This is a genomic window from Nocardia sp. NPDC046473 (genome assembly GCF_040645995.1).
GTDB lineage: Bacteria > Actinomycetota > Actinomycetes > Mycobacteriales > Mycobacteriaceae > Nocardia.
Genome location: NZ_JBEYZJ010000002.1, coordinates 563,819 through 579,934 on the forward strand (window position 1 = coordinate 563,819; position 16,116 = coordinate 579,934).

General features: G+C 68.2%; 8 protein-coding genes. 4 read left to right on the top strand and 4 right to left on the bottom strand.

Annotated elements, in window-relative coordinates; genetic code table 11:
• Positions 1-32: 32 nt before the first annotated feature.
• From ABZ942_RS08130 to ABZ942_RS08140, 3 genes are all read left to right on the top strand, one after another.
• Positions 33-3,404, top strand: a complete 3,372-nt coding sequence (locus ABZ942_RS08130) for an arabinosyltransferase domain-containing protein (RefSeq protein WP_357379992.1) — start codon at positions 33-35, stop codon at positions 3,402-3,404.
• Between the two features lie 140 nt (positions 3,405-3,544).
• Entirely contained in the window at positions 3,545-3,706 is a 162-nt protein-coding gene (locus ABZ942_RS08135) for a hypothetical protein (RefSeq protein ID WP_191093775.1), read from the top strand.
• 124 nt (positions 3,707-3,830) lie between these two features.
• A complete protein-coding gene (locus tag ABZ942_RS08140; protein ID WP_357379993.1) occupies positions 3,831-4,013 on the top strand; it encodes a hypothetical protein in 183 nt (60 codons plus the stop codon).
• Positions 4,014-4,019: 6 nt separating this feature from the next.
• Here ABZ942_RS08140 and ABZ942_RS08145 read toward each other — a convergent pair whose 3' ends face one another.
• Positions 4,020-4,607: a Uma2 family endonuclease gene (locus tag ABZ942_RS08145; protein ID WP_357379994.1), complete on the bottom strand. Its 588-nt coding sequence runs from the start codon at positions 4,605-4,607 to the stop codon at positions 4,020-4,022.
• A gap of 95 nt (positions 4,608-4,702) precedes the next feature.
• Positions 4,703-8,050: an arabinosyltransferase domain-containing protein gene (locus ABZ942_RS08150; protein ID WP_357379995.1), complete on the bottom strand. Its 3,348-nt coding sequence runs from the start codon at positions 8,048-8,050 to the stop codon at positions 4,703-4,705.
• A 364-nt stretch (positions 8,051-8,414) separates the two neighbouring features.
• Between ABZ942_RS08150 and ABZ942_RS08155 the strand changes: the two genes are divergently transcribed.
• Entirely contained in the window at positions 8,415-8,918 is a 504-nt protein-coding gene (locus tag ABZ942_RS08155; RefSeq protein WP_357379996.1) for a peptidylprolyl isomerase, read from the top strand.
• A 59-nt stretch (positions 8,919-8,977) separates the two neighbouring features.
• On the opposite strand, the gene ABZ942_RS08160 is transcribed toward ABZ942_RS08155, so the two are convergent.
• Complete coding sequence (locus ABZ942_RS08160; RefSeq protein ID WP_357380368.1) at positions 8,978-10,480, bottom strand: acyl-CoA carboxylase subunit beta; 1,503 nt, start codon at positions 10,478-10,480, stop codon at positions 8,978-8,980.
• A 144-nt stretch (positions 10,481-10,624) separates the two neighbouring features.
• Positions 10,625-16,066: a polyketide synthase Pks13 gene (gene pks13 / locus ABZ942_RS08165; RefSeq protein WP_357379997.1), complete on the bottom strand. Its 5,442-nt coding sequence runs from the start codon at positions 16,064-16,066 to the stop codon at positions 10,625-10,627.
• Positions 16,067-16,116: the final 50 nt, after the last annotated feature.

Genomic DNA, 16,116 nt, shown 5'->3' on the forward strand with positions numbered 1-16,116 from the left:
TCCGGCGCATCGGGTGGCTAGCATCAACCCCCGTGCGACCGGACCGATCAACTCGAGCGTTCACCCGTTACCGCCTGATCGCCCTCGTCTCCGGGCTCCTCGGATTCGTGCTGGCGCTGCTGACACCGCTGTTGCCGGTGCGGCAGGACCAGGCCACGCTGGACTGGCCGCAAGCCGGCCTCAGCAGCGTCGAGGCGCCGCTGGTGTCGTATCAGCCCTTGCGACTGAGCGCGACGCTGCCGTGCTCGCTGATCCAGGCGGTGGGATCGGGCACGGTGGTGTCCACCGTGCCGGTCTCGTCGAGACAGGCGACCGCCACCGGGCTGGTGGTGTCGGTCGCCGACGGCACGCTGTCGGTGGTGCTGCGCGACGTGCCGCTGCTGTCCGCGCCCGTCGCCGAGATCACCGCGGCCGGATGTACCGCGCTCACCGTCGATTCGACGGCCGCCGCGACGTCCACCGAGATCACCGGTGCGACTCGGCAGGACGGGACGCCGTTCCGCAACACCGTGACTCGGGACATCCGGCCGCAAATGGTCGGGGTGTTCACCGATCTCGAAGCCGGGCGGCTGGACGGTGCCCGGTTGCACGCGGACATCGACTCGCGCTTCTCCTCGTCGCCGTCGGTGCTGAAGCTTGCCGCGATCGTCGCGGCCGTCGTCTGCACCATCATCGCGCTGCTCGCACTGCACCTGCTGGACACCAGCGACCGGCGCCGGGCGCGCCGGTTCCTGCCAGCGCACTGGTGGCGGTTCACGGCGACCGACGCGGTGGTGCTCGGCACGCTCGGGCTGTGGCACTTCATCGGCGCCAACACTTCTGACGACGGCTACATCCTGAACATGGCGCGCGCCTCCGGGCACGCGGGCTACATGGCCAACTACTACCGCTGGTTCGGGGTGCCCGAGGCGCCGTTCGGCTGGTCGTACGAGGTGCTGGCCTGGATGACCCGGATCTCCGACGCCAGCCCGTGGATGCGGCTGCCCGCCCTGCTCGCGGGCGTCACCTGCTGGTTGGTGATCAGCCGGGAAGTGTTGCCGCGCTTGGGCGCCCGGGTGCGACGAAACAAGGTCGCGCTGTGGACGGCCGGGCTGGTGTTCCTCGCGTTCTGGTTGCCTTACGACAACGGCCTGCGGCCCGAGCCGCTGATCGCGGCGGGTGCGCTGCTCACCTGGTGTTCGATCGAACGCGCCATTGCCACCGGGCGGTTGTTGCCCGCGGCCGTCGCGGTGTTGATCGCCGGGTTCTCGCTGGCCGCCGGACCGACCGGGCTCATCTGCATCGGCGCGCTGATCGCGGGATCGCGGCCGGTGCTGCAGATCATCATCAAGCGGGCGCGCGGGGTGGTTCCTGCCGCCGGTGGTGGGGTCGCCGAAAGTCCTTCGGGTGCAATGGGGCTCGATGATGCCGCGGACGCTGTTCCGGCTACGAAGTCCGGCGCACACGACACCAGCGACGCGCGACCGTCGTGGGTGACAACGCTTTTCCGTTACTTGGCGCTGCTCGCACCGGGCCTGTCCGCCGGAACCCTCGTACTGGTGGTGGTTTTCGCCGATCAGACGCTGTCGACCGTGCTGGAAGCCACCCGGGTGCGCACCATCGTCGGGCCGAACGTGGCCTGGTTCGATGAACGCACGCGGTGGGATTCGCTGCTGATGCTCTCGCCGGACGGGTCGCTGGCCCGCCGGTTCGGCGTGCTGGTCATGCTGCTGTGCCTGCTGGTCTGCGTGCTGCAGGTGCTGCGCAAGGGACGCATCCCCGGCACCTCGCGCGGGCCGTCGGTGCGGATTCTCGGCATCGTGTTCGCGTCGCTGGTGCTGATGATGTTCACGCCGACCAAGTGGACGCACCACTTCGGCGTGTACGCGGGCTTGGCCGGGTCGCTGGCCGCGCTCGCGGCGGTTGCGGTGGGCACCGAGGGAATTCGCTCGCCGCGCAACCGGGCGCTGTTCGCGGCGGCGGTGCTCTTCCTGCTCGCGGTGACGTTCACCGGATCGAACGGCTGGTGGTATGTGTCCAGCTACGGCGTGCCGTGGTGGGACAAGGCGCCGCTGTTCGCGGGCAAGGGTTTCTCCACGCTGTTCCTCGGGCTCAGCGGGGTCGCGCTGGTGGCCGCGGTGTGGCTGCACTATCGAGAGCCGTATCGCCGGCCACGCACCGCGCCGCGGCGTTTCGATCGGTTCGCGAGCGCGCCGCTGACCATCGCGGTGGCGCTGCTCGTGCTGTTCGAAGTCGCGTCGCTGGCCAAGGCGGCGGTCGCGCAGTACCCCGCGTACTCCGTCGCAAAGTCGAATCTCCAGTCGTTGAAGGGAGATTCGTGCGCGCTGGCGAACGAGGTGCTGGTGGAGACCGACACGCGTAACTCGCTGCTGCTCCCCTACTCCGGCTCGCCCGCTGACGGATTGGCCGCCGAATCAAAGGGATTCACGCCCAACGGCGTCGCGAGCGACCTCACCGCCGACGCGGACGAAACGGTATCCGGCGGAGCCAACTCGGTCAACTCCGACTCCAAGAACAAGACCACCAAGACCACCGGGGCGGGCACCGGCGGCGGCACCACCACACAGACCGGCAGCAACGGCAGCACCGTCGCGCTGCCGTTCGGCCTCGACCCGGCGACCACGCCGATCATGGGCAGCTACCAGGAGGACGAGCAGCGGCAGGCCTCGCTGACCTCGCAGTGGTACCACCTGGACCTGGCCGACAGCATGCGCCACGACCCGGCCTACCAGGTGCTCACCATCACCGCGGCGGGCCGGATCCGGCACGTCGACGCCGACGGCGTCGTCACCTACGGCCAGGAACTGCACCTGGAATACGGCGTGCACGAGGCGGACGGCTCGGTGCGCAAGCTCGGCTCGGTCGACCCGATCGACATCGGGCCCGCGCCGTCCTGGCGCAACCTGCGGGTGCCGCTGGACCGGCTGCCGGCCGAGGCGAACGCGGTGCGGCTGGTCGCGGTGGACAACGACATCACGCAGAAGCAGTGGCTCGCGGTCACCCCGCCCCGGCTGCCCAAGCTGGCCACGCTGAATTCCGTTGTCGGCTCGAAGAATCCGGTGCTGCTCGACTGGCACGTCGGACTCGCCTTCCCGTGCCAGCGCCCGTTCGACCACCACGACGGCGTCGCCGAGGTGCCGAACTGGCGCATCCTGCCCGACCGGGTCGGCTCGGACGCGTCCAACGCCTGGCAGGACGATATCGGCGGCGGGCCGCTCGGCTGGACCGGGCTGCTGTTGAAGTCGGAAACCATCCCCAGCTACCTCGATCACGACTGGTCGCGCGACTGGGGATCCCTGGAGAAGTTCACCCCCTATGACACGAACGCCCGGCCCGCTGAGATCGGCGTCACGGTCGAAACCCGGACCGGCCTGGCCAAGGACGATCCGATCCGGGTTCGCTAGACTCCGTTGCCGTTCCGCGACACCGGACCAGCCGGTTCGGTGTTGCGGTGCCGCAAAGATGTTGTAAACAGACCGGTTGGACGGCAAAAACACCGCACGATCGCAGGACGAAACCCACAGAAATCCGTAACCTGTGCACTATGACGTCGGCTTTCGACCACATGGATCTGCGCGACCTCGTCGGTCTGCTCACCGCAGATGAGCAACGCGAACTGCGCCCCGCCGTGCTGCGCGTACTCGACCGCCTCCCCTCCCAGGAGGTCCTCCGCCGCGAACTCGGTCTGCGTATGACAAAGGTCTGAGCAACTCTTCGGCGACCGGTCTACAGACCGAACTGAGCCACGGTCTCAAATCGGTCAACCGTCCACCGAACCCGAGCAGAATCACGCAGGGGCGACACCTTTGCGGACTATGCCCGCCACGACAATGACCAGCATCGCGGGGTTCGCGAACGATAGGCTCGAAACCATGACGGTGGCCTTCGACGACACGGACCCGCCCGAGCCAGTCGGCCTGTCTTTCGTCGGAACAGTCGAGGCGACAACCGACTTCGCCGGCACCTCACAAGAGGTGCTCAGGCGTGAGCTCGGCGGCGTCGACTGTTCTTGACTCGCCTTACCCTGCCACCAGGTCACCGAACGCGACGTCGACCGGGATGGGTGAATCCAATGTCAGGCGGCGAGTGTGCAGGCAGACGAGGTGGTATCGACCTTCGGACAGGCGATATTCCTCGATCAGCTCGATGCCGTCGCCTGCTTCGGTCAGAAACACTATGAGGTACACCGGGATCCCGGCTGTGGCGTAAGCGGCCTTCTTCTCCACGGTGTCGGTGTGGAAGGAACTGTCGGGCGATACGACCTCGACAGCAAGGACCGTGTCGCCCGCGTAGAGCTTCGCATCGTCATCGAGGCAGCGATACACGATCACATCGGTCCTGCGCAGGCTCAACGGAACATCGCTGATTCGGACGTCGACATCGGTGTCGACCATAAGGCAGGGCTCCGGTTTACGCCCGGCCTCCATGTGCGTGGCCATGCGTCGCGCCACCCGATTGTGCAGGCGTGACGGGCGCTCGCATTTCACGATATGGCCGTCGACGACTTCGATCGTGCGGCAGAAGTCTTCTGGGAGAAGCTCATAGTCCCGCGCGGTGATCTGCTCCGGGATCCACCGGTACCAGTCGCTGGGAGCGCCGCTCGTCATGCCGTGAGCCTACCGGGCGCCGAACGAGTTCTTTCCAGGTCGACAGCAAAGCGGCGGTCGATGAAACTCATCGACCGCCGCCTCTAGTGCATGACTTAGAACACTCGGAGTTGGCCTGGGGACCAGAAGCCGGAGCGGGTGGTTGTGCCGGTTTCGAGCTGGGCGGGGGTGGCGCTGCGGTCGTACTGGTCGTAGCGCTCGAGGGAGCCCCAGTCGCGGGCCCAGTTGTCCTTGAGGTAGGTCGGGACCGTTACCGACTTCGCCAGCATCTGGGAGAAGCCGAGGAGGCCACCGAATTCCTCGGCCTGCCAGGTGTTGGTGGAGCTGATGGCCAGCGGGCGGTCCGGCAGGATGCGGTAGCCGGGGACCTCCGCGACGCCGTTCTTGTGGTAGAGCGGGCGCTGGCAGGGGAACTGCAGGCCGACTGCCCAGTCCTCCAGGACCGGCTGGTCGGGGCCGATGAAGCTGTTGAGCGACTCCAGTTTCGGCATCCGCGGCGGGGTGAACGCCAGCCACTGGTCGCCGATCAGGATCGGGTCGTTGGCGACGACGCGCACCACATCGGCGTCCGGCGCGATCTCGGCGAGCGGGACACGCAGGTTGCGCCAGGACGGGAACGGGCCGATGTCGCGCGGCAGGTAGGTGCCGAGCTTCTCGATGTTGCCGTCCGGGAGCCGCTTGCCGTAGTCGACGGTGAGCGACTGGCCGTACTTGGTGTCACCGGTGTCGTCGACCGACAGGATGCGACCGGCCGCGGAGATCACCACGAGCGGCTTGTCCGCCGAGCGCGGCGCGAGGCCGTACCAGCTGGACGTGAGGTGCGCCGGCTGCTGCACGCCGCTCTGGTAGCTGCCGAGGATCGGCGTGGTCGCCGGGTCGAGCCCGAACGGCAGGGCCACGGTGCTGCCGTTGACGCCGCGCGCGCCCTGACCGCCGCCGGTGCCCGCGCTCTGCCCCTCGGCGAACGCGGCGCCGACCGACTGGGTAGAGGTGTTGCCGGTGCCCGGCTTCACCTCGACGCTGTCGGCGGACAGGTCGTTCGGCACCCCGTTCGGATCGAAGCCGACCGGGTCGGTGCCCGCCAGCGGGTCGTTCGGATCGGTGAGCGGATGGGCCGGATCGGCGATCGGCTGCAACGCGCCGCCGTTCGGATTCGGTTCCACCAGCACGTCATTGGCGAGACCGCAGCTGCTGCCGCCGATCGCGTCGAGGTTCGACCGGGCGATGGAGTACGCCGGGTACTGCGCGACCGCGCCCTTGACCAGTGAGAGCACCTCGAGCAACACCATGAGCGCCGCGACGACGGTCAGCGGGATCGCGGCGAACTTGCGAATCCGCTTGCCGCGCGCCGACTTCGGCGAGGCCTCCGGCTTCGCGTAACCCTCACGCAACGAGTGCCAGGCGACCAAAGCCAGTGCGAGACCGAACAACCCGAGCATCAGGGTGTTGGACTGGTAGCCGTGCAGCGAGATCCGCTTGTCGAACCACGGCACGCCGAAGCTGGACACATACCAGTAGCCGTTGATGCCGGAGAACGACAGCGCGAGCACGAACAACAACCCGGCGAGGAAGATCGCGCGATTCTTGCGCGCTCGCAACGCCGAGGCCGAGACCGCGACCGCGGTCACCGCGGCCAGCGAACCGGCGATGCCCGCGTACGCGCCGAAGTGGTGCGTCCACTTGGTCGGGTTGAACATCATGAAGAAGATGGTGCCGAAGACGACGCCCATCAACCGCCAGGTCGGCCCGCTCGCGATGCCTGGAACCTGCCTGCGCCGCAACAACACCAGCATGGTGGTGAACAGGCACAGCAGCATCACCAGGAAGGCGAACCGGCGGGCCAGCGAGCCATCGACGGTCTCCACGAACAGGTAGTAGTAGCGCAAGTAGTCCTCGTACCAGGCGAGGTTCGGCCCGGTCACCTGACGCACCCGGTTGGCCTCCTGGATGCCCGCGAAGGTCTGATCGGTGTACACGACGATCAGCACCAGCAGCCCGGCCGCGGCGATCGGCGCGAGCAGCGGCAGCGTCGACCACCACTTCGCCCCTTCGGAGCCGAACTGCCGTCGCCTGCGCACCACGATCCGCACCAGCGGCCGGATACCGGCGAGCAACGCGGCGACACACATCAATCCGGTCGGCGCGGCGGCCAGGGTGAACGCCGCGACCAAGACCGCGACACCGGCGGGCAGCAGCCTGCCGGTCGCGATGGCTCGCTCGATCGACACCCAGGTGAGCAGCGCGCCCAGCGCGACGATCGGCTCGGACCGCAGGCCGTTGTCGAACGGCAGCCAGAATGCGAGGAACACCAGCCCGCCGGTCCACAGCGCGACCTTGCTGTTGCGCACACCGCGACCGAGGCGCGGCACCACCTCGCGGCTGATCACCATCCAGCAGAGGATGGCGCAGAGCAGTGCGGGGACTCGGACCCACGCGCTCGCGGTGGAGAACTCCGCGAAGAGCTGGATGACGTAGTAGTACCAGCCGAACGGCGCCTCCGGCACGCCGTACCAGCGGAAGTAGTTGGCCATGTAACCCGCGTGCGGCGCGACCCGCACCATGCTCAGGATGTAGCCGTCGTCGGAGGTGTTGGCGCCGACGAAATGCCACACCAGCAGCGTGCCGATGATCGCGCCGTCGGCCCAGGTCGGCTTCAGCCAGTTCGACGGCAGGAACCGGCGGTGCCCGCGCCCGTCACTACCGTCGAGCCGAGCCAGCGCCGCGAGCGCGACCAGGGTGCACAGCACCGCCGCGATCATCGCGATCAGCTTGATCGCGGTGGGACTGCTGGAGAACCTGGTATCGACCGTCATGTTGAACGACAGCCCGGCCGGCACCGCGCCCTTGAGCTCGGAGAAGACGCCGACCACCTGCGGGCGCAGGTCGCTGTTCATCGTGCCCTCGACCGGCACCTCGACCTGCTGCCCCGGCACCTTCGGATCGTCGACCATCCGGGTGAGGCCGGTGAACTCCGCGTGCGTGCTCGTGTTGTCGGAGGTGAGCTCCAGCACCGAGCACCGGTCCATGTCCGAACGCTGGGCCGACACCACCACCGCGTTGCGGTCGACCACGTCCACCGAGGTGTCCGACACCCGAATGAACAACGCCTCCAGCGCGGCCCGGTCGCCCTGCGGCGGCGCGGTGGCCAGCAGCATGCCGCCGCGCTCCGGCAGCTGCGCGACCGCGCTGCACGGGATGGTGGCGCGCAGGTCGATCGGGACCTGAGACATCAAGGGGGCCTGCACATTGCCGAGCGTCCCGCCCTGCGGCCAGTTCAGCTCCGCGGTGGTCTGTGTCACCGGCAGGAACGGGGTGGCCAAGGCGAACAGCGCGCCGAGCAATCCGGCGACCAGCGCGATTATTCGCGCCGTCCGGAAATCGGCCGGAGAGGCCGCTGGCACGGAGGGCGGTTTCGTCAGGACAGCAGTAGCGGCGTCGGGCACGATTGGCAATGCTAGCTCCCCCACCTCCCCACGTCTTCAGGCCAGGCTGGTCCGATGCTCCGAGTCTTTAGGCCGACTTAGGTGCACCGTAAGTTTCGAGGGCGTCCGGCGCATAACTGCCGAATCGCGTTGTGGGGGCGCCCGCGTTCTCGCGAGATCAGTTGTCCGTTTCTAGATCAATTGAAATGCGAAATGAACTTTGGGCCCGCCGACCTGGACAAACATCACAGTTGATCATGTACGAAGGCAGCCGACTCGCCGGACACGCCCAGCATGGGCCACTGTTCCCGGACACGCGCCGCAAGCGTTAGTCGGGCTGCATCTCGAGACCGGCAAAAGGCGCGCGACGGCGGGCTGGCAAGGTGTGGGTATGACCAAGGTGAATCTCTCGACGAATTACGGACCGATCGTCCTGGAACTTGACGACCAGAAGGCGCCGAACACGGTGCAGAACTTCGTGGATTACGTGAACGCGGGTCACTACAACGGCACCATCTTCCACCGCGTCATTCCGGGCTTCATGATTCAGGGCGGCGGCTTCGAGCGCGGCCTGCGGCAGAAGGGCGTGCAGGCGCCGATCCAGAACGAGGCCAACAACGGCCTGAAGAACGACAAGTACACGGTGGCCATGGCGCGCACCAACGACCCGCACTCGGCGACCGCGCAGTTCTTCGTCAACGTCTCCGACAACGCGTTCCTGAACCACTCCGCGCCGACCCCGTCCGGCTGGGGTTACACGGTGTTCGGCAAGGTGATCGAGGGCACCGAGGTGGTCGACAAGATCGCCGCCGTGTCCACCGGCAGCGCGGGCGGGCACCAGGACGTGCCCACCGACGACGTCATCATCGAATCCGCCAGCCTCGGCTGAGGTAGCCCGACTCGGGTGAATCGGGCCGCGCCCCAACGGGATGCGGCCCGATTCCGGTTCTACAGCGGCAGCAGGTGGTGCTTGCGCGGATTGCGCGCCAGAGACTTGTCGCGCAGCAGCTGCAATGCTTTGCGCAGTTCCAGCCGGGTGTTGGCGGGCTCGATGACCGCGTCGATGTAGCCGCGCTCGGCGGCCACCCACGGCGTCGCCATGGTGGCGTTGTAGAAGTCGATCATCTGCTGGCGCATGGCCGCCCGCTGTTCCTCCGGCGCGGCCTCGATCTGCTTGCCGCCGATCAGGCTCACCGCGCTCTCCGCGCCCATCACCGCGATGCGCGCGGTCGGCCAGGCCAGGTTCACGTCGGCGCCGAGCTGCTTGGAGCCCATCACCGCGTAGCCGCCGCCGTACGACTTGCGAATCACCACAGTCACTTTCGGCACGGTCGCCTCCACGTAGGAGAACAGGAACCGGCCGCCGCGCTTGATCACGCCGATCTTCTCCTGCTCCACGCCGGGCAGGAAGCCCGGGGTGTCGACGACGAAGACCAGCGGGATCTCGAACGCGTCGCTCAGGCGCACGAAATGCGCCGCCTTGTCCGAGGCCCGCGCGTCCAGCGCGCCCGCGTAGACCATCGGCTGGTTGGCCACCACGCCGACGGGACGACCGTCGACGCGGGCGAAGCCGGTGATGATATTGCGTCCCGCGGTGGCGCCGATCTCGTGGAAGCCGCCGTCGTCGAAGATGCGCAGCAGGATGTCGTGCATGTCGTACGCGGCGTTATCCGAGTCCGGGACAAGCGAATTCAGTTCCCGGTCGCTGTCGGTGAGCTCCGGCTCCAAGCCGGGGTTCACGATCGGCGGCAGCTCCTGACAGCTGGTCGGCAGGAAGCTCAGGTAGTCGCGCACCCACTCGAACGCCGACTTCTCGTCCGGCGCAACGTGATGGATGTTGCCGTACTCGGCCTGGCTCTGCGCGCCGCCGAGCTCCTCGAGGCTGACGTCCTCGCCGGTGACCTCGCGAATCACCTTGGGACCGGTGACGAACATGTACGCCTCTTCGGTCGCCACCACCACGTCGGTGTTGATCGGGGCATACACCGCGCCGCCCGCGCACTTGCCCAGGATCATCGAAATCTGCGGCACCAGACCGGACAACGGCTCCTGGCGCCGACCCAGCTCGGCGTACCAGGCGAGCGAGGTCACCGCCTCCTGCACGCGCGCGCCGCCGGAGTCGTTGATGCCGACCACCGGGCAGCCGACCTTGGCCGCGTACTCCATGATCCCGGCGACCTTGCGGCCGAACATCTCGCCGACCGAACCGCCGTAGACGGTCTGGTCGTGCGAGAACACCGCCACCGGGCGGCCTTCGACGAGGCCGTGCCCGGTGACCACACCGTCGCCGTAGAGCGCGGTCGGATCACCCGGCTTGCGCACCAGTGCACCGATTTCCACGAAGGTGCCCGGATCGAGGAGCATGTTGATCCGTTCGCGGGCGCTGGGGATCCCCTTCTTCGCCCGCTTCGCCACTCCGGCTTCACCCGCAGGCTCCTGCGCGAGATCCATCCGTTTGCGCAGGTCGGCAAGCTTCTCGGCAGTCGTGCTCACAGCTCCACCTCGCTGGCGCTCGGCTTCGCTGTGCCCACAGGCACTGTGCCTATGGTTCGCTCGCTGCGCTCGCTCACGTGGCCCCTTTCGTCAGGTTCACCCCTAGGGGGCGATCACCGCAAGCTTCGCGGCGAGGTCGGCTCCGATCTTTCCGATCCGCGGTTCATCGATGATCTGCAAGTGATCGCCCGGAATGTGGACGATCTCCAGGTTGGAAAGGTACTCGTCCCAACCACCATTCGGCAGCCGGTCGGCATAACGCGGTTCCAGCTCGATCGCACCGTCGTGGTAGCGATCGGCCAGATAGAGCACCACGTCGCCGTCGTACTGGGTCGGCCGGACCTGTTGCAGCGCACGCTGTTCGATCCATGAGGTGCGCTGATGCTCGAGCACACCGCCGGGGATCTTCGTGCCGCTGAGCTTGACCAGATCCGCGATCATCTTCATCTGATCCTCGTCGGACGCCTGCGCGAGTTCATGCAGCTGCTCCGGCGGAAGTTCGCCATCGACACCGTAGGTTTTCTTCGCGAAAGCCTGGTACCGCTCGATGCGGCGTACCCGCTCCTCAGGACTGTTGTCCTCGGGCTCCTTCGGGATAGCGAGGTCGATCAGGCCGACCACACGGACGTCCGCGCCGTCCGCACGCAGGAGCTGCGCGCAGGCCATGGCGAGCACGGCACCGAGGGACCAACCGTAGAGCACGAACGGTCCGTCGCCCTGCAGCTTGCGCAGTTCCGGCACGTACTGGCGGGCCCGCTCCTCGATTTCGCCGTCGACCCGCTCGAAGCCGTACATCGGGGTGTCGGCGGGCAGCCGCTTGAGCAGCGGTTCATACACCAGCGTGTTACCGCCGGCCGGGTGGAATACGAAGACCGGCACCGCATTCGAGCCGCTCGGACGCGCCCGCAGCGGGCGGACGAAACCGTCGACGTCTGCACCACTGTCCTGCAAGGTGCGCACGATGTCGGCCAGCTGCTCGATGGTCTCGCAGTCGAGCACGTCGTCGACGGTGACCTCCGCCTTGACCCGCTCGGTGAGCCGGGCCGCCAGCTTCTCGGCGGTGTCCTCGTCGAGGATCGGCAGGGTGTTGAAGATGCCGCCGGCCGACTTCCCGGTCACGACCGCCCAGGTGGCGAACGTCAGTCGCTCGGCGGCGTCACGCGGCGGGACATCGTCTTCGTCGGCCGAGGCCGGCGCACCGAAGACCGACTCCGTCGTAGCCGCCTGTGCGGTAACCGCTTCGGCCGCACCGACTGCGGTGGTGTCCACGTTGTCGAGCGACTGCTCGATCGCCGCGACCTTCGCTTCCGCCGCGGCGGCCTGCTCGGTCGAGACCGGTGCGGGCGTCGCCGTACCGGCGGCGGCACCGGTGATGCCCGCGGCAGTCTCGGCCTCGGCGACGATCTCCGCCGCTTCGGCTGCTACCGACGTGCTCTCGATGTCCAGCGAAACACCTTCGGCGGCAGCAGCTTCCGCGACCGCGGCGGCCGGGTCAGCACCGGCCTCGACCGCAGCGCGGGCCGCGGCGATGAACTCGCTGTCGACCACGATCTCCTCGCCCGCGGCCTGGCGTGCGGCCACCGCCTGCATCTCTTCGCGGTGTTCGACGGCGTAGCGCAGCACCTTGCCGACCTCGTTGAGGTTGGCGTCGCGCACGGCCTGGATCTGCAGCTGCGGGATGTCGAATTCGTATTCGACGCGGTTCTTGATGCGCATAGCCATCAGCGAGTCGAGGCCGAGCTCCATCAGCGGGATCTCCATCGGGAGGTCCTCGACCGCGTAGCCCATCGACTCGGCGACGATCAGCGCGAGCCGCGCGTCGAGTGACTGGTTGCCGTTGGGGTCCCATCGATCACCGAAGGTCTCCACGACCTCCAGGTCGGCCTCACCCGCCGATTCGATCGCCGGGCGGGTGGCCGGAACGATCTCGGCCGCAACGGATTCGGACAGCGGCGCGCCGGAGGTGACCACCGCGTCGAACAGCAGCCGGAAGCTCGCGCCCTCCTTGGCGTGCACCTGCACCGACGCGCCACCTGGGTGCGGGGTGAGCGTGGTGGTGAGGGTGCCTGCGGCGGGCACGGCGGCGTGCGCGATCGAGGCGCCGAGCGAGATATCGCTGAGTACCTGTGCCGCAGCGGCACTCACGAGCGCGGCGAGATCGCCTGCCGCTTCGGCCTGCACCTCCCACGCGTGCCTGCCGTCCGGCAGTGCCACATGTGCGCCGGGTGCGCCGGTGTTGCCGGTCGCGGCCAGCGAGACCTTCGGCCAGAACTCCTTGCGCACGAACTTGGTTCGCGGAATGTCGGCGTAGTCGCCCGCGGTCAGCAGCGAGGACAGGTCGACCTTGTGGCCGTGCACGTACAGCTGGGCCAGCGCGCCGATCACGCCGGCCGCCTCGTCTTCTTTGCGCTTCAGCGTCGGGATGAGCTGCGCGTCGTGCAGGCCCGCCGCGAAGGTGGTGCCCAGCACCTGCATCAGCGCAACGGAATTCGGCGCGAGCTCCAGGAACGTGGTGTGCCCGGCATCCACCGCGAGCTTCACCGCATTGGTGAAATACACACTGCCGCGCAGGTTCTTGACCCAGTAGTCCTCGGTGTGCACCGGATCGCTGCCAGGACGGTAGAACTCGCCCTTGTGCACCGTCGAGTAGAGGCCGGTCTTCAACTTGGTCGGCTCGATACCGGCCAGCTCCGCGGCCAACTCGCCGAGCAGCGGGTCCATCTGCGAGGTGTGGCCGGCACCGCGGGTCTGCAGGATCCGCGCGAACTTGCCCTCCGCCTCGACCCGCGCCACGATCGCCTCGACCTGGGCCTGCGGGCCGCCGATCACCGTGTTGGTCGGCGCCGCGTACACGCCGACCTCGACGTCCGGGTAGTCGGTGAGCAGCGCTTCGATGTCCTCGGCGCTCTTTTCGACGAGTGCCATGTTGCGCACGTCGTCGTCGGTGATCATCTGCTCGCCCTCGTACATCAGCCGCGAGCGCGCGCAGATCACCCGCACCGCGTCCGCGAGCGGCAGGCCACCGGCGATGTAGGCCTCGGCGACCTCGCCCATCGAGTGGCCGACCACCGCGTCGGGCTGCGCGCCGTGCGCCCGCAGCACCGCGGCCAGGCCGATCTGGATGGTGAAGATGCCGACCTGCGAGGTGCCGACGTTGTAGTCCTGGCTGTCGTCGAGGAACAGCTCACGGATCGAGTACCCGGCCTCGTCCTCGACCAGCTCGTCGACCTCGTCGACGGCCTTGGCGAAGATCGAGTTCTCCAGGTAGAGCCGCTTGGCCATCTTGCGATGCTGCGCACCGAAACCGGAGAGCACCCAGACCGGGCCCATGACGGCGGGCGCGTCGGCGGTGAACACACCGGCGCCCGGCTTGCCCGCCGCGATGGCGCGCAGACCGGTGACGGCCTCCTCGTGGGTGCTGGCCAGCACCACCCCGCGCGAACGCCAGTGGCTGCGCTTGGCCAGCGACCGTGCCACATCCTCGAGCGAAACATCGCGGCCCGCTTCGGATTCCAGCCAGTCGGCCAGTTCCGCGGCGGCCCGGCGGCGACGCGAGGGCAGGTAGCCGGAGACCGGCAGGATCACCGGCAGCGGCTCGGTCCGCTCGGCGGTCCATTCGGCAACGGGGGCAACGGTTTCCGCGACGGGCGCGGCAGCTTCCACCGCAGGAGAGGCGGTTTCGGTGACGTCCTCGACAACCGCGTCCGCTTCCGCGATCACGTCGGTGGTCTCGTCGTCGAGATCGGCGACGGCGGAGTCCGCCGCGGCCTCGACGGCCACCGGCTCAACGGCCGCGACCTCGGCCGAAGCCGGAACGTATTCCTGCACAACGACATGCGCGTTGGTGCCGCCGAAGCCGAAGCCGGAGATGCCGATGGTGGCGGTGCCGCTGTAGCGCGGGAATTCCGTCGGCTCGACGACCACCTTCAGGTGCGACTGATCCCACGGGATGTATGGGTTGGGGCCCGCGTAGTTGATGTTCGGCGGAATGACGTTGTGCTGCAGGCCCATCACCACCTTGGCCAGGCTCGCCGCGCCGGCGCCGGACTCCAGGTGGCCGAAGTTGGTCTTGGCCGAACCGAGCAGCGCGGGCTTGTCCTCGTCGCGACCGCGCCCGACCACCTTGGCCAGCGCGTCGGCCTCGATCGGATCGCCGAGCGGGGTGCCGGTGCCGTGTGCCTCGATGTAGTCGACGGTGGACGGCACGATGCCCGCGTCCCGGTACGCCCGGCGCAGCACGTCGGCCTGGGCATCGGGGTTCGGCGCGTACAGGCCGTTGGAGCGGCCGTCGCTGTTGACCGCGGAACCCTTGATCACGGCCATGATTCGGTCGCCGTCACGTTCGGCGTCGGCGAGCCGCTTGAGCACGAACAGCCCGGCGCCCTCCGAACGGACCATGCCGTCGGCGTCGGACGAGAAGGCCTTGACCCGGCCGTTCTTGGCGACGCCGCCGCCCATGTCGAAGCCGAGGGTGGCCATCGGCGCCAGGATCATGTTCACGCCACCGGCCAGCGCCACGTCGGCGTCGCCCTCGCGCAGCGCGCGCACCGCCTGGTGCACCGCGACCAGGGTCGACGAGCACGCGGTGTCGACGGTGACCGAGGGGCCGCGGAAGTCGTAGAAGTAGGAGACGCGGTTGGCGATGATGCCGTTCGAGCTGCCGCTGATCCCGTACGCCTGCGCGGACGCGGGCACGTTCGGCCCCTGATCGGCGCCGAGCCCGAGCGCGGCGATCAGCATGAAGTCGCTGGTGGACGAGCCGATGAACATGCCGACCGGCTGCCCCTTGAGCTCACTCGCCGGAATCCGGGCGTGCTCCAACGCTTCCCAGGTCAGCTCCATCATCAGGCGCTGCTGCGGATCGACCCGCTCGACCTCGATGGGCGACATCGCGAAGAACTCCGCGTCGAAACCCTTGACCACGTCTTGGTCGAGGTAGCCGCCGAGGGTGTTGCCGTCGGCGATGGCCTTGGCGGCAGCCGGGTTGCTCGTGAACTCTTCCCACCGGCCTTGCGGCAGTTCCCGGATGGCGTCGCCGCGGCCGATGAGGAAGTCCCAGGTCGACTCGGGGGTATCGCCCGCGCCGGGCAGCCGGGTGGACAGGCCGATGATGGCGATATCGTGCGAATCGCCCGGGGTGAAGCCGTCGGTGTAGAAGGCGTCGCCGGACGCCTCCTCGACGGTTTCCGGCTCGCCGTTGATGACCATCTCGGCCAGCGAGGCAATCGTCGGATGCTGGAAGTAGGCAGTCGCGGTGAGCACGACGCCGGTCAGGTCCTCGATGTCACCGACGAGCGCGATGGCGTCGCGCGAGGCGAGCCCGAACTCCTCCATCGGCCGGTCGACGGTGATCTGCTCGACCGGCTGACCGATCGCGTCGGCGACCCACTTGCGCAGCCAGTCGCGCAGCTCGGCGACCGTCATGTCGGTCTGTGCGCCGCCCGGGGTGGAGGCGGCGGCCACCTGCGCGGAAGCCTGGTCGGCATCCGCGCCGGCGGGCAGGGATTCGGTCGTCGGGGTGGACGAGCCCTCGTTGTCAGCCATCAATTCCTCAAGCTACCTGTCTGCGAACCGGGCGTGCCGCGCTTGGGACA

Bases quoted from the DNA above. Each gene is read 5' to 3' on its own strand.
- ABZ942_RS08135 (WP_191093775.1), top strand. From the start codon at position 3,545: ATGACGTCGGCTTTCGACCACATGGATCTGCGCGACCTCGTCGGTCTG.
- ABZ942_RS08140 (WP_357379993.1), top strand. From the start codon at position 3,831: ATGACCAGCATCGCGGGGTTCGCGAACGATAGGCTCGAAACCATGACG.
- ABZ942_RS08145 (WP_357379994.1), bottom strand. From the start codon at position 4,607: ATGACGAGCGGCGCTCCCAGCGACTGGTACCGGTGGATCCCGGAGCAG.
- ABZ942_RS08160 (WP_357380368.1), bottom strand. From the start codon at position 10,480: ATGGATCTCGCGCAGGAGCCTGCGGGTGAAGCCGGAGTGGCGAAGCGG.
- pks13 (WP_357379997.1), bottom strand. From the start codon at position 16,066: ATGGCTGACAACGAGGGCTCGTCCACCCCGACGACCGAATCCCTGCCC.